Annotated in this window: 17 protein-coding genes; 2 read left to right on the top strand and 15 right to left on the bottom strand. The window is 49.0% G+C overall.

The features are described from left to right. Position 1 precedes the first annotated feature (1 nt). From ACFS25_RS14365 to tssO (ACFS25_RS14310), 12 genes are all read right to left on the bottom strand, one after another. Positions 2–169 carry a hypothetical protein gene (locus tag ACFS25_RS14365; protein WP_381502021.1) on the bottom strand — a complete coding sequence of 56 codons (168 nt, stop codon included), beginning with the start codon at positions 167–169 and terminating at the stop codon, positions 2–4. Continuing rightward, entirely contained in the window at positions 166–660 is a 495-nt protein-coding gene (locus ACFS25_RS14360) for a hypothetical protein (RefSeq protein WP_381502019.1), read from the bottom strand. The genes ACFS25_RS14365 and ACFS25_RS14360 overlap by 4 nt, the downstream gene beginning before the upstream one ends. A gap of 1 nt (position 661) precedes the next feature. Continuing rightward, positions 662–1,519, bottom strand: coding sequence for an OmpA family protein (locus tag ACFS25_RS14355; protein ID WP_381502016.1), 858 nt, complete (start codon positions 1,517–1,519; stop codon positions 662–664). A gap of 10 nt (positions 1,520–1,529) precedes the next feature. Further along, positions 1,530–1,946: a type VI secretion system tube protein TssD gene (gene tssD, locus ACFS25_RS14350; protein WP_381502013.1), complete on the bottom strand. Its 417-nt coding sequence runs from the start codon at positions 1,944–1,946 to the stop codon at positions 1,530–1,532. 27 nt (positions 1,947–1,973) lie between these two features. Continuing rightward, a complete protein-coding gene (gene tssD, locus ACFS25_RS14345; protein WP_381502008.1) occupies positions 1,974–2,372 on the bottom strand; it encodes a type VI secretion system tube protein TssD in 399 nt (132 codons plus the stop codon). 60 nt (positions 2,373–2,432) lie between these two features. Continuing rightward, entirely contained in the window at positions 2,433–3,806 is a 1,374-nt protein-coding gene (locus tag ACFS25_RS14340) for a type VI secretion system contractile sheath protein TssC (protein ID WP_381502005.1), read from the bottom strand. A gap of 56 nt (positions 3,807–3,862) precedes the next feature. Beyond that, the gene (locus ACFS25_RS14335; RefSeq protein ID WP_381502003.1) at positions 3,863–4,321 is read right to left on the bottom strand and encodes a hypothetical protein; all 459 of its coding nucleotides are present in this window, start codon (positions 4,319–4,321) and stop codon (positions 3,863–3,865) included. 190 nt (positions 4,322–4,511) lie between these two features. Further along, the gene (locus ACFS25_RS14330) at positions 4,512–6,998 is read right to left on the bottom strand and encodes an ATP-dependent Clp protease ATP-binding subunit (RefSeq protein ID WP_381501999.1); all 2,487 of its coding nucleotides are present in this window, start codon (positions 6,996–6,998) and stop codon (positions 4,512–4,514) included. 25 nt (positions 6,999–7,023) lie between these two features. Beyond that, entirely contained in the window at positions 7,024–9,513 is a 2,490-nt protein-coding gene (gene tssR, locus ACFS25_RS14325) for a type VI secretion system protein TssR domain-containing protein (RefSeq protein ID WP_381501996.1), read from the bottom strand. Then, positions 9,510–10,397, bottom strand: a complete 888-nt coding sequence (locus tag ACFS25_RS14320) for a PKD domain-containing protein (protein WP_381501993.1) — start codon at positions 10,395–10,397, stop codon at positions 9,510–9,512. Before ACFS25_RS14320 ends, tssR begins: the two co-directional genes overlap by 4 nt. 5 nt (positions 10,398–10,402) lie before the next feature. Next, positions 10,403–10,921, bottom strand: coding sequence for a type VI secretion system TssO (tssO, locus tag ACFS25_RS14315; RefSeq protein WP_381501990.1), 519 nt, complete (start codon positions 10,919–10,921; stop codon positions 10,403–10,405). 10 nt (positions 10,922–10,931) lie between these two features. Next, positions 10,932–11,441 (bottom strand): type VI secretion system TssO, encoded by a 510-nt coding sequence (gene tssO / locus ACFS25_RS14310; protein WP_381501987.1) that lies wholly within the window; start codon positions 11,439–11,441, stop codon positions 10,932–10,934. 71 nt (positions 11,442–11,512) lie between these two features. Between tssO (ACFS25_RS14310) and ACFS25_RS14305 the strand changes: the two genes are divergently transcribed. After that, complete coding sequence (locus ACFS25_RS14305; RefSeq protein WP_381501984.1) at positions 11,513–12,454, top strand: type VI secretion system baseplate subunit TssG; 942 nt, start codon at positions 11,513–11,515, stop codon at positions 12,452–12,454. A 10-nt stretch (positions 12,455–12,464) separates the two neighbouring features. Here the strand turns inward: ACFS25_RS14305 and ACFS25_RS14300 are convergent, their stop codons facing one another. The 3 genes from ACFS25_RS14300 to ACFS25_RS14290 are packed head-to-tail and all read right to left on the bottom strand — an operon-like array spanning position 12,465 to position 16,493. Further along, positions 12,465–14,099, bottom strand: coding sequence for a hypothetical protein (locus ACFS25_RS14300; protein WP_381501981.1), 1,635 nt, complete (start codon positions 14,097–14,099; stop codon positions 12,465–12,467). Between the two features lie 22 nt (positions 14,100–14,121). Then, positions 14,122–16,017: a hypothetical protein gene (locus ACFS25_RS14295; protein ID WP_381501977.1), complete on the bottom strand. Its 1,896-nt coding sequence runs from the start codon at positions 16,015–16,017 to the stop codon at positions 14,122–14,124. Positions 16,018–16,061: 44 nt separating this feature from the next. Continuing rightward, positions 16,062–16,493, bottom strand: coding sequence for a GPW/gp25 family protein (locus tag ACFS25_RS14290; protein ID WP_381501973.1), 432 nt, complete (start codon positions 16,491–16,493; stop codon positions 16,062–16,064). A 186-nt stretch (positions 16,494–16,679) separates the two neighbouring features. On the opposite strand from ACFS25_RS14290, the gene ACFS25_RS14285 reads away from it, so the two are divergent. Further along, complete coding sequence (locus ACFS25_RS14285) at positions 16,680–18,410, top strand: type VI secretion system Vgr family protein (RefSeq protein ID WP_381501970.1); 1,731 nt, start codon at positions 16,680–16,682, stop codon at positions 18,408–18,410. The last annotated feature ends 27 nt before the right edge of the window (positions 18,411–18,437 follow it).

The raw sequence follows: 18,437 nt of genomic DNA, 5'->3' as shown, positions 1-18,437 counted from the left end.
TTCATTTCGGTAAATTTTTCAACTCGTTCTGAAGCTTCTGGATAGCCTGTGTCTGTGCTTGTATCCGGTGGCGGTATTGCACTCTGGCAATGCCCCAGCCCAGGCCGAACGCCATTCCCAGCAGAAGCAGGATTTCAATTAGCGCTACCCAGGGGTTTAATGGATTCATGGCAAGAGCTGATGATTAATGTCTCTGGATTCACCCCGGCGCATCTGTTCCTGCCAGATACGCAGTTCGTCCCAACGTCCTTCCGCAGCTAGATAGGCTTGATTTGGCCAGGTAGCCGGATCATATGTATGGAGTAACGGACCATGTTCGGCCAGTACCCGCCGAACGGTAGTCACAGGTGTTTCGGCCAGTTGCGTAAATCGAAAAACACCGATGCTATTCAGAATGGCTTCGGACTTTGAGTTAATTCCGGCAATTTCCTTCAGATCATCTCGACCGGGCATCGTGGCAAATACTTCTTCGGCCTCCAGCTCTACAATCTGCTCAATATCAAGGGCATCCTGCAAAACCCGCACCTTATCGGTCAACTGGGTTAACTGACGTTTGAAGCGTTCCCGGAAAATAAAATAAGCCAGCACGGCCGTTCCCTGAAGCATCAGGAAGTGCAGCAGACTGGCCTCTTCGAGGTGAAACGGATTCAGTTCAAACATGCTACCGTCGTTCTACAAGCAATGTTACCCGCCGGTTGGCTTCGCGGCCTTCCGGCAGCGCATTAGAAGCAATAGGCGCCTTAGCGCCCTGAGCAACAATTCGGAACCACTTTTTAGAAGCGCCCTGTTGCATTAATTTATCCCGGACTGCCATAGCCCGAAGTTTTGACAATTGTAGGTTCCGCACTGCCGTTCCTACACTATCTGTATGACCTGTAATAACCAGCCGTTCCCGTCGATGGTCGCGCAGGAAGGCAATAGCTTCGCTGGCAAACCGTTCGTTGTCAGGCGTGTGGATATATTCCGTGCTGCCTGTTGGGAAATACAACTGGAGCGAATGGAACAGATCAATATATTTCTGGTGCCGAGCTAACCAGTCGGCATCAATGAGTATCGACTGAAAGGAAAACGACAGGGCACTGGTTGAATCCTGAACAAAGGGCAGCGATTCAGATGCCTTTCCCCAACTCTGTACCTGGTCTTCGGGCACGCCAGCCGCCAACAGGTACTGCAGAACGCCAAGCGCCCGAACAGCCCCCAGATTCTGAATCAGCGTCAGTTTACTTTCGGCAGGCGTGTTATAACCTGTTATGGTGAGCAATCGGCGGGGATTAGCCATCAGATAATCGGCCAGCGTATCCAGTGCTGACCGATCACCCAGTGATTTCATTTCTGACCCTGCCTGATGAAACAGACTGCCTGGTAACTGAACCCGCAACTGAGTTCCATCAATGATGCGCACAGGGGATAGAACCGGTTCTTCTGATAATCGAATACGTTTGATGTAGAAAATATGTACCCAAACGGAAACGATCACCCATATGCCCAGAGCCACCCACCATACCCATAGTTTACTCATGCGGGATCAACTAACTATTAAGCGGCCAGCCAGCATCATATTTGGCTAAGCCGATATCTACCTTTTCGGCTGAAATAGATATATCCGCGCTGAAGTTGCTGGAACCAGCCGGTTGAAACCCTTCTTTGTAGCTGGTAATATAGCCATTCGTAAAAACAACGGATCGGAAGATACCATCTTTACCGGATTGCCAGAATTCGATCTTTCCATCAACAGCCTTATTCTGGGAGTTAATCATTGCATCGATCAGTTTTTCGTTCTGGGTTATTTCGATTGTGAGCGCCAGATCGCCCGCCCGAACGGCCGACGAAGGGCGACCTTTCTGATCATAATCCCGGGAGAAGGACGTGCCAAAACTGAGCACGTCAAATTTATCGGCTCCAATTGTGAGGGTTGCTGTAAAACCTACTGCTGCATCTGCTGGCATAGTTTTTTTAGTTAGAGGGTTGGACTATTATTTTTTTACGGGCCAGCGCTGATCCAGTACTGCTGTTTGAATCGTTATTTTTTCGGCTGAAAGCGTGAGTGAACATGTGTAGGCATTACCAGCCACAGAGAAGGACTCACTGTAGTTAACGATGTAGGCATTTGAAAACGCAATCTTGCGGGTTACGGCATCGTCACCAGCGTCCGTAAATTCCAGCTTACCTGTATCAAAAGGTTTGTTTTGCGAATTGACCATGTGCTCTACCAACGCTGACTTGTCAGTAACCTCAACAGTAAACGAAAACTGGCCGCCCATAACGTGGCTGGAGGGGCGTCCTTTTATGTCAATGCTTCTGGAGAAGCCAATATCTCCTCCCAGAATATCGAAAACGTCTGCTCCTAATGTAATTTTACTTGAATAAGGCATAGTATAAGTTGAAAAGGTTAAAGGGATAAATTTTTAGAAATAGCCAGATTAAACGTGCGGTTAGATCTGACCATAATCAGATACCCATTCTGGACTTTCAACATCATCACCCCGGCGGCCATCAAGTCGAATGACAAAGCTCTTGGCGGGGAAGTACGGAGTCAACCGAATATCTAAGTAGATACGGTCTTTCTCTTTGCTGTCGCGCTCAAGCCGGACAATACGGAACTGGTCGATCAGTTTATCAGGCCCCTTAACGCTATCCAGGAAGCCAGCGATTTGCCGACGTAAATCTGCTTCGATGAGCGAGTTCCAGTTTTCGAAGGCCCGGCGGTTCAGGAAGTCGAACAGCACTTTCGTGATGTAATCAAATACCCGTACGACAGAGTACGTTTGCAGCCCGATATTGTCACCGTTAAAAAGCGTTTTGCTACCGAATGCCATTACCCGACCGTACTCGTCGATCATCGGCACTAAGTTCAGCCGTTCAACAGCCGACAGTTCGCTTTTCCGAAGCGGGAACCGAACGCCCGATACTTCGTTCATGCCACCGTGTTTTTTACCGGCGGTTACCTGCGACATGAGTGTATAGTAAATTTTACCGGCCAGGGCAGCGGATGGTGGTACATACAGGTTTTCTGTTTCACCTACCTCAGCCACTTTGCTACGACCCACTACCCAGTTGCAGGTCATGACTACGCTGGAGCGAAACAATTCAGCTCCCGTCATATTGGCCGTACTGAAGAGGTCAATAACGTCTTCGGAGCTTTCCAGATCGGCGAAATCAGTGAATAAAGTAACTTTGTTAGCATGGGCAATCTTAGCCCATTTTTCCAATACTGCGTTGGACCCCATAAAGCCGGGAACCACCAGGAGGGAATAGTTCTGCCGAAGGTCGAGCCGGTCGTAACTTTGTTTCAGCTCATCGGCAATGTAATCAATGAACCGGGAGTTGTCTAAGTCGGTCAATTGGTCGAAACCAGCGTTGACAATCGTGACGTTAGAGAGTTTTTCAGCTTCTGCATTCTTATAGAAAAGAGATAACGCCCGATAGCTTGTTTCCAGCTCACGCGTGGTCTCCAGTGTGGTGAGCAGGTTTTTACGCAGATTTTCTTCTACCGCAGCCGCCTTATCATTAGCTGTGTCGAGCATTTCGTTCTGGTTGTCAGACGAACTCAACACCTCAACCCATAGTTTGAGTTTTTCTTTCAAAACAGCCCGTTCACTAGCCTTGGTAGGATCGCCCAGGTAGATTTTCTTGCGGGCTTTACGGTCTGGATTTAGATTTTGTGAACCGTCTAAGAAGCTTTCGACAAAGGCATAACCACCAAATGCTGACAGAGCGGCCAGGCCGGGTAGAGGAGCACCGGCACCACGGCTAACTGTCGGCCTTGCATCGGGTTGTGACTGGGATACTACTGGTTCGCTTTCCATATAAACGTAATACTTGAATAATAGATAGAATAGAGGAAATTAGTTGAACAATGTGGTTAAGCGTCTACCTTTTCGTTTGCGTCGAGTTCTGCAATCAGCGCTTGCAAGGTTTCAATCAGCGCGGCTTTGGTGGCGGGATTGCCCAGAGACGTTTGCAGAATCCGGTGTCCTTTCAGGCGACGGCTTATCTGCGTATATTCCTGGTATTGAGCATCCAGCGAGCGCAGAAACGGACTTTGGGCTACCATTTCCTTGACCCGGAAATCGGCAACACTCCGAAATTGCATGGTTTCTTTTGTTGGCATTCCGTCGATCGATTCCATTTCAACCTCAACCTCCGGCTTGAAGTGGTCGAACACGGCCTCAACGGTTTTCAGGCCATAAGCAACCTCCGGGTTGACAGGAGCCTGCTGCGTAAGTTTTTGCGCCAGTAACGTACGGTTAAAGGGGATATTAGCGATGCCCTCGGCTGAGTCGGGCTTGATCTCGTTACCACCTATTTCGAAGTCAAACATGTCTTATTTTGGCTGAATTTTAGTTTACCAAATCTATTAATAAGAAAAGAGGTGGCAAGGCCTGTAATCCAGGCAAAGGGGCAATTTCAAACAAACGGTATCTTTTTCTGTTACCGATCAAGATTGCCTGATTTTCAGCCCCTATTTGAATTGTATCAAAGCCAGCAAAAAGAAGTTCCTATTAGTCTATTTAGTCTATCTGCCAGATCAATTCACTGGTTTCGTTATTCAAGCCCACGTTCAGCATCTGGCCTTTTTGCAATTGACCGGCAATAATCAGGCGAGAAATTGGCCGACGTAGTTGATTGCGAATAATACCGGCCAGTGGTCGGGCGCCGTACTGGGGGGTAAAGCCCTGCAAGGCCAATTGCCGTTTAGCCTCGTCGGTTATCGTTAGCTCAATTCCCTGTTGCAGAAGGCTTTTATGCAGATGCGCCAGTTGTATTTCAAAAATCCGGACTACATTTTCCTCCTGAATCGGTGAGAATGGAATAATCTCCGTAATCCGGGCCAGAAATTCCGGTCGAAACTGGCCTGTCATACGCGTCATCAATTGCTGAGATGTTGGCATTCGCCCCGCCTGAAACTCATTGGTAATCCACTCACTACTAATGTTGGACGTGAAAATGAGCAACGCATTAGTGAAGTCGCCCTCTTTACCCAGTTTATCGTTGAGCCGACCTTCATCCATAATTTGCAGAAACACATCGAAAACGGACCCGTGCGCCTTCTCAATTTCGTCGAACAGCACCACCGAGTAAGGCTGTTTTCGAATTTTATTAACCAGCAAACCGCCTTCTTCGTAACCTACATAGCCCGGAGGAGCGCCGTAGAGCAACGCGGCTGAATGTTCCTCCTTAAACTCCGACATATCAAAACGAATCAGTGCCCGTTCGTCATTGAACAAAAATTCTGCCAGCGACTTCGACAGTTCAGTTTTTCCCGTACCAGTCGGGCCTAACAAAAAGAACGAGCCAATGGGCTGAGCCGCGCGCTGCAAGCCACTGCGTGATTCCAGAATGGCGTCGGATAACGCATGCAAGGCGTGGTCTTGTCCCACAACCCGGCGTTGCAGAAAACTCTCCATCGACAGCAGTCTCTCTTTTTCCTGGGTCTGTACTTTGCCCATCGGAATGCCTGTCTTGTGCGCGACCACGGCAGCCAGATCATTGGTCGTAACGGTTGGCTCCTGTTGACCGGCCAGCGTCTGAAAGCGCGTTAACTTGGCATTGATATAATCATGATAGGCCGCTGCGGTTTCCAGTTCGGTTGGGTCAACCTCATCTTCCCATTGGCCCAGCAAAACCGGGCTGACCTGATGATGCAACAGTGTGTCCAACCATCGGTATTCCTCCAGGGATTCTTCCGGCGATAAGTCTCGCTGGCTTAATTCACGAACGGCCTCTTCAAACCGGGTCAGTTCAGTGCCGGATGTTTCAATAGCCATGCGGATAGCCGACATTGTCCGGTCGAGCAAATCGAGGGCGGAGTCAGGCAACCGACGTTCTTTGCTGTACCGGCGGGCCAATCGAATGCAGGTTGGAATTACGTCCGGCTGAATTTTCAACTGGTGGTGCTGCTCATACGCCGGAACCAGACCGATCATCATTCGTTCGGCCACTTTTTCGGTAGGTTCAGCTACTGTCAGAAGTTCAAACCGGCGACTCAGGGCCTGATCAGGTTCGATAAGCTTGCGGTATTCTTCGGGGGTAGTAGCGCCTATTACTGTCAGCTCACCCCTGGCTAATTCTGGCTTCAGCAGATTTGCCACGCCGTTTCCGGCAGACCCTTTGGGGTCGAGCAGCATGTGAATTTCATCAATAAAAAGAATGCATTTTTCGTATTGCTTTACATCTTTGATGACTGTCTTGAGCCGATCTTCAACCTCACCTTTGTAAGAAGCTCCGGCCAGTAAAGCACCAGGGTCCAGTTCCAGCAGAATAGCATTCTTCATTCGGGCGGGCACCAGACCAGCAACAATCTGCTGCGCCAGCCCGTCGATCAGCGCGGTTTTACCAACGCCGGGGTCACCCACAACCATCACGTTAGGCTTGCTGCGCCGACCCAGAATTTCGAGCATGGTACGCACCTCCTGGTTACGCCCGACCACAGGGTCCAGTTTGCCAGCGCGAGCCTGGGCCGTTTTGTCAATGCAGTATTTGGGCTGTTCATTATTCGTCAAATTACTGGCCTGACCGTTACTTTTTGTGCCTGCTCCTGGCTGACTGGCAGCCGGAGAAGCGGATAAGTCGCGCAGAAAACGCTCGAGCAGATCGCGTTCCTGCAACGGTAAGGAGCGAAGTTGTTCAGCCGAAAAGCCAATGCCGGGCTTGACAATAGCCGCCAGTACGCAGATGGTTTCAATGTAATCCAGCCCCAGCTTGATCCGCAGGAAATCCGCTTCGTTCATCACCCGGTCCACAGACTCGTCGTGTTCCGGTTCGGTCACTACAAGAGCAGACCGGGGTGATTCTTCCATCCAGACTTCGGCCCAATCGAAGGTATAAGCAACATCCTGACCCAGCGCATTCAAAAGTGCACTACCACCCACGTCGTCGTGGAGCATGGCCCGTAGCAGGTGGGCTGCCGAAAATTTTTCGTTATGGTATTCGCGGGCCAGAGCGCGGGCAATATGCAGAGCTTTTTCAACCGATTCGTGTAAAGGTAATTGGCGCATATAGTATTGATGGTTAAGGGAGGTTTCACTTAAATAAGTCTTCGCTAATCCAGTAATAGGTCCGTCCGTTGGACATGAAACGGCTATTTCGGAAGGTCGGTATCCGGCGGAAATAGTCGCGCCGTTCCCGCATCAAATACAAGACCTGAGTTAACAACGCGTCGGATACTTGTTTACGATTGTTCAACTGACTGATTACAATACGTTTAAACAATGGATTGGCAACAGGCAAATCCAGAAATCCATTTAGTAACTGGTCGAGCGTCGTCGTCGTAGCACTTGACAAGCCAACTTCACTCAGGGTTTGGCGATACCGGTGATGGAGCCGCATCCGGTCGAAATAGACGGCAGGGTCGATGTCATCGCCACACAACTGATCCAGCCACCGGCCAATACCGTCGTATTCATCGAGCGGCAGTAAAGCAATATATTTCCACCGGGGGCCGCCTTTGAGAACCGTCGGCGTGTACGCACGCGTCATGTACGGATAGGCGTCCAGACGCGTCAGCGTAGAGGCATTGGCGGGCAAATTCAATCCCGTAGAGGCATAAACGGGCGTTAACTTTGGATTGACCCGATCACCCAGAGGTTCCAGACGCTGAAACGTACTTTCCAGGGCCGCAATAACGGTTTGAGATTCATGGGCGACCTGCTGAAACAGGCTGTCGGTAATTGCGTATAATTCTTTGAAGGGTAGCGACTGATTTTTTCGGGGAAAAAGAACCCATCCGGGCACCATACTCCGCTCAGGGTAAGCCAGTTGATATTCGTTACGGTCGCCCAGCCGGTGATTAAACTCATTGGTGGGCGTAACCATATCTGGCCGAACAAGTCGGTTTTTCTTAAGAATGCTCCCCTTATCGGCGATTTCCAGCACAAGTTCACGGGAGTGAAGCACGAAATTATTGGCGATGTCTCCTGAAGCAGCGTAAACCTGAAATGCCAGCAGCCGACATTCTACACTTTTCAACGCCGACGGCACTAAAATTCCATCGACTATTGATTGTATGTCACCATTGATGCCTACCAGCACTAAAATATTGTTCTCATTGGGATGGGCAGCAAACTGCTCCAACGCTTTTCCAACACCAAATCGAACGCTTTTAGCCTCTGGATCTGACCGGGCTTTGGCGGGTGGGCTACCTTTTCTTAGTTCATTCAGTAAAGTTGTATAGTTAGACGTCAATGGGGTTAGTCCAACATTACCTCTAACCTTATTATCATCTGTTTTTTGGTAGTCATTATAGATAACGGCTCCTACCTGTAAATTAATAGCCCGAGCCGTATCCTGCGACAATTGAGTAAGTGTAAACTGAATAGTATTCAGTAGCTCACCCCAATAAGGTTGCATGTCAGAACTGCCTTCGATTACGTAAATCAGGTTATAGCGGCTATTACGAGCCAGGATATTCGTCAGCAACTGACCAGCGATTGGCTGACCATTGACATTGAGGACAGGTACCTGCCTTTTTATTAGCAGAGGTGTTAGTGCATTCGTCTGCACAACCATCTGGCTATCTTTGGGGCTTTTATGTTGGCTGAGTACGGGATATTTAGTTCCCAGCTGATTCCAGGAAACCGCCGAAAAAGAGCTGCTCAAAACAGTTGAGTCTTTCCTCCCCTGAGTGGCTGCTGTGAGCGATCGGTAAAGAGGGATGGGTTGAGGCTGTTTATTTACAGTGTCGGTTTCTATAAATAATCGCTGACCAACGGTCTGCAAAACCTCAATGGGTGCCCAACCCAAAAGGATCTGTTTGACGCTGTCGATTGGAAACCAGGATGCCCGACCGATCAAAACCTGCCGACGGGTTTCGGAAACTTTGTACACATAAGCCAGCTCATAAAGCCGCATTTTGGGTTTAGCTGAGGTTTGCTGGCTTGGGTCCGCAAAAAGCCGCACCGAATCATTCGAAAAATACCGTTCAGGATTGGCAAGCAGGGCAGGCTGAGCCAGTACGGCACTGAATACCTGTGCCCGGCGTTGGTCGTCCGATCGAATGCTTTGGTTCGCTAAGAGGAAGCGGCTCTTGGGAGCCCACCCGTAATAAACTACCGACTTGCGATCGGTGATAACTCGTCGCGAAAACTTATTGCCGATGGGTAGCGCCGGGTCATACTTGATGAGTTTCAAATAACCGTTTCGCTCTTTCAACACATAAAATGCTTCCATAAAACCCAGTTTTCGAAAAGGAATGGTGCCATTCGAATTGCGGAAGGTGTTGTTGTTGTTTCGATCCGAAAAAACAACCCACGGCGCGACACCGGGGGGTTGAGAACTAAAATTAGCGCCTTCTTTAGAAACCGCTAACCCTGTTTTAGACGGGCTGGCGTTGCCCGAAACAGGCACCAGATTTTCGGGCTGACGGGCCACTCGCAGGAAAAAAGGCAATTGGGCCGTCGCCAATTCAGGACAACCCAACCAAAGCACCACAAAAAGGAAACAATAACGGAAAAGGTCTACCCAGCGGGGCAGATCAAGCAAACGGAACGAACAGCAAATCGACAGACGCTTCATGGTTTATGCTGAGTCACATTTAAGCGCGTAACGCAGGATGTAACCGAATCGGCTACCACTGATATGGCATCGATACGAACGCCCCGATCGAATTGCAATCCCATACAGTACGAATAAAAATCGTTGGCTTTCGCATCGTTAATGCGTACAGTTACATCATTCTGACGGCATAAGTATTTCCTTAACAGATAATCATAATGAGTATTAAAGGCCTGACCGTTAGCAATCGACTGTAACCGTCTTCGAAAATCACTTTCGGTGATATCCAGCGAATCAACTGTAGGGGCGAATTTGTTGAAGCCCCGGATAATCGTGACCTGCTTCCTGATTGGATACTTGGTTACATCGGTCATGAGTTCGACGGTGTATTGCTGGGGACGAGTGTAGTTTTCCAACGTTGGAAAACTGTAAATAGCCGTTTGATCGCGTGAATCAACTTGACCGCTTGATCCAAAACGCCAGGCAAACTGACGGGCCCGTCCCCCAACGGCGGTAAACACTAGTTTCTCCCGCTCAAAGCCCGACGTAGGACCCTGTATCTTTACGATAGAATCCTGCTCATCAACAACTGCTTTTGGTGTAATGACAACCGAAAAGGTTTTGACTATTTTCTTATCGACCGTCAGGCGAATCAAATATGTACCCGGCTGATAGTAATAAAACAGACCCTGCGCTCCCCGGACCTCTTGCCCGTTACCGAATTCCCAGCGCCACCTGCTGGCCTCACTGGTGCTGTCAACGTAGCGAATCGGTTGCCCGGCCACTTGCTGATAGGGTTCCACTTTAGCCCGGATCTCGGGTTCGGCAGTATAGTGATACAAGACAAAAAGTACCCCTACAGTTAGCAGCAGTGCTCTGGCCGATAAAGTCATTTTGCTGTTCATAGCATTTATCGGGAACTGGTAACAGACGGCGTTGCCGCAGCAGTAGACGGACTAGAGCCGGGAAACAGACCGACGCTGCAATCATCCAACTGTTTACGGAATAAATTAATATTGGATTGTTTGCTCCAGACCACCTTCTTATCGACGTACATCATCTTATAAAAATCCGCAATCTGCCCAAAAGACCTGAACTGGATACCCTCCGCCTGCTGCCCGGATAGCCGCCGAATCTCGTTCAGGTGATCTTCAATTTCGACCTCTACGAAAATGGCGTTGACCTGGGGCTGGTATGCAATGATAGACCGATAGGCCGAGTCGAGCAGGGGCATATTTTCCAGTTGATTTCTCAGGATTTGCTCTTGTTTCTTGATTTTGTCCGACAGGCGTTTCGATTCAGCCTGTGAATAGGTGTCATTACGAAAGGCAATCCAACTAATCATGATGGATAAAATACTAATTGCTGATAATAGGTAAATAAACTGAAGCCGCCGTTCACGCGTCGTAAGTCGAAAAAAAGTTTCCATATCCGATTGGTTAAAAGGCGCCAGCTCCCCCACTCCGTTTACGCTGCCGATGCTCTTCAACCGCCCGCCGTAGACAGTCCTTTAGTTCGTCCCGAAGATCTCCTTCTTCAACCATCGCTTTATTAAGCGAATCTTTCATCAGGAGCATCTCATTGATGTGGCTGAATAATCGGTTGTAGACGACAAAATACCGCTGCGTTTTTTGCTGCTGCGTAACCAGTTTGGTAAATTCTTCTTTCTTTTTAGTAATCAGGCGCTGCATTTGCCGATCATCCCGAATGCGATCTGTATTTAATAAACTCATGTAGTTGTAGAGAGAATCCACTTTGTCTGTCAGCATAGCGTCCCTTAAAAAGATTTGATCGAACGCTTCCTTCTGCTGACTTAACCGGCTTAATTGGTTGGAACTGGTTTTGACATAAGAATACACGCAGGTTATAGTTACCAGCAATAAACTGGCAAACCAGGCCATAAACCGGTTGAATGCCTGACTAATCTCTTTATGATTTAATGATTTCATTCGTTCAAAAAAGTTCTTTTGCGGAAAACTGGTAACTTGTTCATCAAATCCCTCAACTCCGTTCTACGTTCATGTCAATCCCTGGTCAATCAGCAGTCTTACCGCCCTATTTTCTTGATCTGCTTGATGTTGATTTTAAAGCCGAAATTCTGGCGGCTTCCTTCGCTGATCGACAGGTGTCTCCCGAACGAATTATCATCAATCCTACCGGACTTTATAGCCGGGCTTATTCTAAAGACATTGAAGACGTAAGTGACTGGCTGCTGGATGGCTCCACGTTCATCTACAACCGCATTGACACGCCCCGCGAGGGCTTGTTCGATATGCTGCCTCAACACCTATTCTTTACGCCCAGTGACTCACTTCGATCTGGAAACGCCGACCAAATTCTCGACGATATACGCAAAGACCGCGACGAAGAACGGCAGGGCCGACTGTTTTTCCTGCCATTCGACGCCGAACTAAACTATCTGCGGACGTTGTCGGTGCATTACGACAGTTCCGTTGACCACCTGGACGGCGCCACTGCCATCATCGATCAATTCGCCGAACATTGGCCCATTTTGAAGGCCATGAGCCGGGTACAAGCCGGGCTATTTCTGCAAATATTACCCTGGCTTCACCTGCTCCGTAGCAATCTACCCTGGTTTAGCCGATTTTTACAGCTTTTCTTAGGTGTTCCGGTACACATCCAAACGGGTCGTCGACTGCGCGAATCGACGCGGGCCGACAACTTACCAAGGCTGGATAACTGCCGACTGGGCATCGATTCCGTAATTGGTGACCGCTTCGACGATGGCCGAAACGGAGTACAGATCGTCGTTGGACCAGTCCCGGATGCGCTAATAGCGAATTTTTTGCCGCATACTAAAACGATTGACTTGTTGCATAACCTTATTGATTATTTTCTTCCAATCTCAAGCGAAATATCGGTTTCTGTTAAAACGCAGCCAACCACCCCAAATACTCCTCAATCGACAGTCACCTACCTGGGTTACAACTCCTTTCTTTAGATGGTCATGCTCATGGTTGTCCTTTATTAGTCGGCGATGAATCTGGTTTCGGCGGTTCAGTTGGTACCATATTATTTTGTAAATACTTGTTCTTTGTCGCTTCGTTTATAATTATGCTACATCCATCCGGTTCAACCATCAGATAATAACTTTGCAACATCTCACGGTTGCTGATCCGATTGATAACATATTGATACACGGCTGGCCGGGCAGGCAGGGTTATAGCGTTAGGCCAGACAAAATTTGGTTGCTGCATTGGCCCTTCATAAATAAGCCTGGGCATTATTTTCGTAACAGATTGCAGTGAATCGGCTGGCGCACTAGTCTCACTGGTAGGCTGTGTTTGACTGGTATCTGGTCGCCGGGTTCTCGTTTTGGACCGTTTTGCGACTTCGATAGGCTGGCGCTTAACCTGGGTAACCACGACCGAATCGAGCACATACAGTCTGAGCCTGAATAAATTGACGGGTTCTCGTGGCGTCACTACTTGAGACTGAGCCACTGGTCGGTTTTTTAAGAAGCCAAGCGTTCCAACAACGGGTTCACTACGACACGATTGTTCGAATTCATCGCTCCGGCTCGTGTGAACCGTATAAAAATAATAACTGGCGGTATCGGGTAAAGGCACCTGCGCGGGCCAGACGAGCTGCGGCTCCTGAACCACTTTTTCGTACACTACTTTATTCCCCGGCAATGTATACAGCCGAAATGTATACCGTTCGCCTTCGGTGTAAACGGGGGCACTGCTGCGCCATTTAAATACCGGCAGTTCGGCTGTACCCACTTCGTATAGGTTGGGTTGCGCCGTATCCAGCAAGGGGGGATAACAGACTGGTGTTGGTGGCACCGGAGGGGCTGTTTTAGTCCGTTGAGATGAGGGCGAAAACCGGTAAGAAATCTCAGCCTGCACGCCATACATCTTCAAATCCACGCGTTTTTGAAAAAAGTTATTATTAACATTCACCTGAGTATACCCAACTGAACTGTACGAATCATTAGCGGCTAAACCCAGACTAAGTTGCTGTGTAAACTGGTACTTAACCCCAACAGAGCCATTGAACCCCAACCTAACGCGTTGACTACTAGGAATAACTGTAGTTCCCAGTAACGTGCCAGTCAGCAAATTATCCTGGGTAGAGTTAAGTAAGTAAGCGCCCAAAATGGGCGCATCATTGTAGAACAGACCACCCCGCAGGTTTATATCGAGTGATAATCGCCGGGCAAGGGGAAACGAAAAAGCAGGGCCAATGGTCAGCATAAAGCTGTGCAGGGACGTCAGCGGTAAGATGCGGGGGAATGGGTATTTTGGGATCGACGGGTCTTGCCTATATAGGTCGCTGACCGCTAGATTTTGGTAACCGATCATGATACCTATTCCCCAATTAGGGCCAACAAAATAATCGGTCGCCAGACCAGCGGTAAGCCCATTCGTTAAATAGAGGTTTTCATTCAAATACCCTTTCTGGTATTGTTGATGATAGCCGACAAAGCCGCTCAGCCGCCATTTACCGGGGGAGGTATCAATGGTAGTTGATTGAGTTAATGTTAAAGAGTTCGTACTGTAGTTTAGTGAATCCTGAGCCCCAGCCTGATTAACCAGTGCGAGAATAGCAGTTCCAACTAAAAACCAGAAAAAGATACGCATAAACAATATACGTGGATAAAATCTAAACATGTGGCGTCACTTCAGCTAGAAATAATCGGTACGGAGTAACCTGCCCCGAACGCTGAATTAATTTCTGGAGAAGACCGTCCAGCACAACGCCCCACTCGGTTTGAGTCAGGGTGCAATCTTCAGCCGGATACACGGTAATATCGACTGTACGCATTAACCCTTCTTTCAGGGTGCTGCCCGTAGCAACGCCTTTTCGAATGGCCACCGATTCCAGCAAAGGCCCCAGTTCATGGTGAAAAAAGGACCTGATGTCTTCCAGCGTTACAACACGCTGATGGGTCATGAGCGCGTACCTATACGTCTGTACGCGATGGAGGGCAGAAGGGCGACTACGGCCGCCATTAGTGGTGGTCAACAATTTGATGCTATCGTTTTGCAAACTACTGGTGCTGTATGCCTGTAAGTGCGAGCCAGCCGGAATGCGGTTTGCCGATTCACAATTGGTTGTCCAGAAGTCAACCTGCATGGTATCTCCTTCGTCGAAAGGCTTGAAAAGCACATACTGACTAAGGGCTATCGGTGTGGTAGAGGTGTTCTGAATCTTACGCTCAAGCTGCTCGATCTGGTCCTGAAGTTGGGTCAGCAATAACCGCACAGTATCCTGCCCATAGACCGCAAAGGCGACCGACTCATCCCGCAATAATTCTAACAGAAATGTTAGCTGTTCGCGGGCATTGCGAACGTCAAATCGCTCGACTCCACCCCGACGAACAGCATACCCTCCCTCGCTAATGTGGTCTGCCTTGTGGAAGGGGAAAGGGGAAAAAATCCGTTCCTTGCTATCCATAACATTCCTGACCAACAGCAGCGTTTCGAAAGGACCCGTTCGTAGTGGCAGGAGATTGTAATTTGCCGTCGTCCGGTAAAGAATCCGGTTGGCTTTCCGGTTCAACACCGGGAAGGCATTGAGCTCGACCGATATTTTTTCGAGAACCGTTTCATCAAAGCGAGCCGGAAAGGTAACCTGTAGCCAAAGCAGCGAACCGCTTTTCAGGGGTTCGAGTTTTGCCGGACCGAAAGCCTCAACGAAGGCGAGCGGGTAAGGCAACTTAGAAGCCTCCAGATGATCGACTTTCGTTTTCTCAATATGGATAAAGCGGGGATGGTACGTCAGACGGATGTCGTTTTCGAGCTGGTAACTAATTTCGTATTCAGACATTAGTTGGGCCGGACCGTCGACCACGCGTCGATTGGTTTCCTCATAAGCCGGACCGATATCTGTCGAAATGGACTGGCCGTTGAGATGCCAACTGCTTAACGGAAGCAGTGGAAATAAAGTCTGGTGATCCACGTCGCTGGGCCAGTCAAAGAAGAAATTAACCCGGTCGAGCGATTCGATAGCCGGATTAAGCTCTAAACCGATCCAGAGCGTTTTGGGAGCAAGTTTTTGTAGCGGCAGTGTTTGGGCCACCAGACGTTTCCCCAATTGCGGATGAATTGAATACAACTGGGAGCCAGAAGCCAGGTAAGCAACCCGACCATCGATAAGCTTTACGGACTCAACGGGAGAAAAAAACAGGTCCTGCAAACTGTCTAGTTCGCCCAGCAGTTGCGACGCGTATTTCTGCTGAAAGAGGAAACTTTGTTCCGGCCGTAATTCAACTACGGGTTCGGCGGGGTAAGCCTGTACAATGGCGTGGGCCGGGCGGGGAATGGTCAGCAGGTCCGGCGTCAATAGGTCGGCCAGCTTCTCCAGCACGCGCACCTCTGAGCCCATAAATTCATTACTGACTTTATAAACTTCATTAGCCAGCGTATCAATCAGCATCCGAACGAACGAGTCGAGGTGATTCAGATCCTGAACACCCCACATTTGCATGATGTGCAAAAACAAACGCTGTCGGATAGCCTCTTTTGAAAAATAAGACCGCTGGTCACTCAGTGGCATGGATGATCATTAAGTTAGGTGGGAGTACCAGAAAATACATTTTATCAGCTCGAAAGCTGACCCAGGTGTAATTGGGTCGAAAACCGGAAAGGCTCTTCCGTTTCAGCCAGAATAGCGTTTATTGTCACGGTCGCCAGTCGTTGGTATTCCTCCGGAAGCGCGTCAGTTCGGTGATCAACGGATTGAAATTGTACCGTAACACGTGGATTTTTCAGACGGCGTTCGTGCTGCAAGATGGCAACTTCGAGAGAGTCGCACAAGTAATTAATCCAACGGCCATTGCTAATCGTACGGTCGAACTCAATATCCCATATTTTGCAGCCGAACGAACGGTCACTTCGCAGCTCTCCGTAGTGGGTATGGAGTAACAAATACAGCACCTGAGCAATCGAAGCTCCCACGCCACAGGTCGGCATTTCTTTCCCGGCCATCAATGGACCAAAACGGATAGGAAGACGGTAAAACACTTGATTCATAGAAATTTACGAACTCAATAACGGCGTGCTCCAACAAATATCAACCAATAAACAAATTTGGTTGGTAATCGACAAGCCTTTTCTTACATTCGGTGCGGTTAATTCCGGGGCTGGAATTCAACCATACTTACTCCCGCAGGTGCAAACCTGGCCGGGTAGTCTTACTTCTATTCGCTTCCCTTTGCCATGTCCGTTTACTCCATTGTTACTGAAACTACGTTGCTCATTGAGGGAAAACGCATCTCGACCTTCCACTCCCTGACCCTGCAACAGTCCATCCATACGACACATGAATTTCGATTACTTTTTGAACACGATGCCATTGAAGAATTAGTGACGTTATTCTCGGATCAATTTGATCAGTTGCACCGCAAGTCCATCGACATCACCATTAAAGGAGATGCCTCTGGATCGCCCCTAGAGTTCAAGGGAGTCATCACACAAACCGAATTACGACAGCAGGACGACGGGTATTGGGGCCGCATGACCCTAACTGGTCACGGCCATTGTGAATCCCTACGGACAGTGCCCGGCACCCAGACATTTATCGACAAATCGATTTCCGATGTGGTGACGGCCTGCCTTAGTTCATATTCAAAACCAAAAAAAGTAACGGCTCCGCTCGGACCGGCCAAATTGCCATTCTGCGTTCGTTACCACGAATCGGTCTGGGATTTCCTCAAGCGGCTAGCCTATGATTTCGGGGCGTGGTTTTACTACGACGGCAGTCAATTACAGTTTACAACCAGTCCTGGTACGGCATCGGCATTGACGCTAACGTTTGGGGCCAATCTGGTTCAGTTTCGCACAGGCGTGCGGGCGGTGCCAACCTATTTCAAACACTACGATTATCTGCCGGAAGATAACCGTCGATTGGAAACCGAGACGGGACAGGACTTGCTGCCCTACGGTAAACCCGAAGATAGCGGGGTCGTTAATCCGCATCCGGCACAGGCCGTTGCCGACATGACACCTTACCGAGACAATCGAAAAGCAGCCCTGGCCGCCGAAGAAAAATACATGGAAGGGCAGGCAAAGGTCCCCGGTTTATTTCCGGGATGTAAGATTGTTGTTAAGGATGCCTCGACCGGCAAAGGCGGTCAATCAGCCGCTTACCTCGTCACCGATGTTGTTCATTACGTAAGTGGTGTCGGGCAATACCACAACCGGTTCCGGGCTATTCCGGCCAATGTCGTGGCGATGCCCGTGCGTAAATTAATCCGCCCAATGGCTCAAACGCAGATCGGCGAAGTTACTGACAACAAGGACCCCAAAGGAATGGGCCGGGTCAAGGTTCAGATGCTTTGGATGCAGAGTCCGCAGACTACTCCATTTATCCGCATGACCCTCCCCCACTTTGGTCTTCATAAGGACAACAAAAAAACGCGCGGTTTCCAGTTTGTCCCGACCATTGGCGATCAGGTGATGGTTGGTTTTGAATACAATGATCCGGAACGACCCTTTGTCATCGGTGCCTTGCCCCACGGCAAAAACAGCGCCATTGACACCAGCAAACCCGAAGAAGAGAAGCACATCAGTGTTGGTAGCGGTAGCACATTGACCTTTATAGAAAAACCAACGCTCAAAGAAATACACCTGCAAGTAGACGAGAAAAATTTCGTGCTGATCTCCGTGCCCAGTGGAAACGGCACCATAACCGTCCAGTCGTCAAAAGATATTCTGGTTAAGGCCACGGCCAAAGTTACGGTCGAAGCCCCGGAAATATTGCTGTCCGGCACGACCATTACAATAGAAGGTAAGCAAGCTGTAAATATCAAGGGAGCCCAGGTAAAAATAGAAGCAACGGGGCAGATGAGTGTGAAAGGCAGCATGACCGATGTAGAGGGAACCGGCACCTTGAACCTGAAAAGTTCAGGCATGACGGCGGTCAAAGGATCCATAGTCATGATCAATTAAATGAAGCTACCCTTGTAATGTATTCAA

Origin of the sequence: Spirosoma flavum (assembly GCF_042686045.1) — a bacterium.
In the GTDB taxonomy this organism is placed as follows: Bacteria; Bacteroidota; Bacteroidia; order Cytophagales; family Spirosomataceae; genus Spirosoma; species Spirosoma flavum.
The sequence above is the reverse complement of the archived record's forward strand: the minus strand, read 5'-3'. Positions and strand labels throughout refer to the sequence as shown.

Coding starts and splice junctions, on each gene's coding strand:
- ACFS25_RS14355 (WP_381502016.1), bottom strand. CDS start 1,519: ATGAGTAAACTATGGGTATGGTGGGTGGCTCTGGGCATATGGGTGATC.
- ACFS25_RS14320 (WP_381501993.1), bottom strand. CDS start 10,397: ATGAACAGCAAAATGACTTTATCGGCCAGAGCACTGCTGCTAACTGTA.
- ACFS25_RS14335 (WP_381502003.1), bottom strand. CDS start 4,321: ATGTTTGACTTCGAAATAGGTGGTAACGAGATCAAGCCCGACTCAGCC.
- tssD (WP_381502013.1), bottom strand. CDS start 1,946: ATGCCAGCAGATGCAGCAGTAGGTTTTACAGCAACCCTCACAATTGGA.
- ACFS25_RS14360 (WP_381502019.1), bottom strand. CDS start 660: ATGTTTGAACTGAATCCGTTTCACCTCGAAGAGGCCAGTCTGCTGCAC.
- ACFS25_RS14300 (WP_381501981.1), bottom strand. CDS start 14,099: ATGCGTATCTTTTTCTGGTTTTTAGTTGGAACTGCTATTCTCGCACTG.
- ACFS25_RS14295 (WP_381501977.1), bottom strand. CDS start 16,017: ATGCCACTGAGTGACCAGCGGTCTTATTTTTCAAAAGAGGCTATCCGA.
- ACFS25_RS14290 (WP_381501973.1), bottom strand. CDS start 16,493: ATGAATCAAGTGTTTTACCGTCTTCCTATCCGTTTTGGTCCATTGATG.
- ACFS25_RS14285 (WP_381501970.1), top strand. CDS start 16,680: ATGTCCGTTTACTCCATTGTTACTGAAACTACGTTGCTCATTGAGGGA.
- tssR (WP_381501996.1), bottom strand. CDS start 9,513: ATGAAGCGTCTGTCGATTTGCTGTTCGTTCCGTTTGCTTGATCTGCCC.
- tssO (WP_381501990.1), bottom strand. CDS start 10,921: ATGGAAACTTTTTTTCGACTTACGACGCGTGAACGGCGGCTTCAGTTT.
- tssO (WP_381501987.1), bottom strand. CDS start 11,441: ATGAAATCATTAAATCATAAAGAGATTAGTCAGGCATTCAACCGGTTT.
- ACFS25_RS14340 (WP_381502005.1), bottom strand. CDS start 3,806: ATGGAAAGCGAACCAGTAGTATCCCAGTCACAACCCGATGCAAGGCCG.
- ACFS25_RS14365 (WP_381502021.1), bottom strand. CDS start 169: ATGAATCCATTAAACCCCTGGGTAGCGCTAATTGAAATCCTGCTTCTG.
- ACFS25_RS14330 (WP_381501999.1), bottom strand. CDS start 6,998: ATGCGCCAATTACCTTTACACGAATCGGTTGAAAAAGCTCTGCATATT.
- ACFS25_RS14305 (WP_381501984.1), top strand. CDS start 11,513: ATGTCAATCCCTGGTCAATCAGCAGTCTTACCGCCCTATTTTCTTGAT.
- tssD (WP_381502008.1), bottom strand. CDS start 2,372: ATGCCTTATTCAAGTAAAATTACATTAGGAGCAGACGTTTTCGATATT.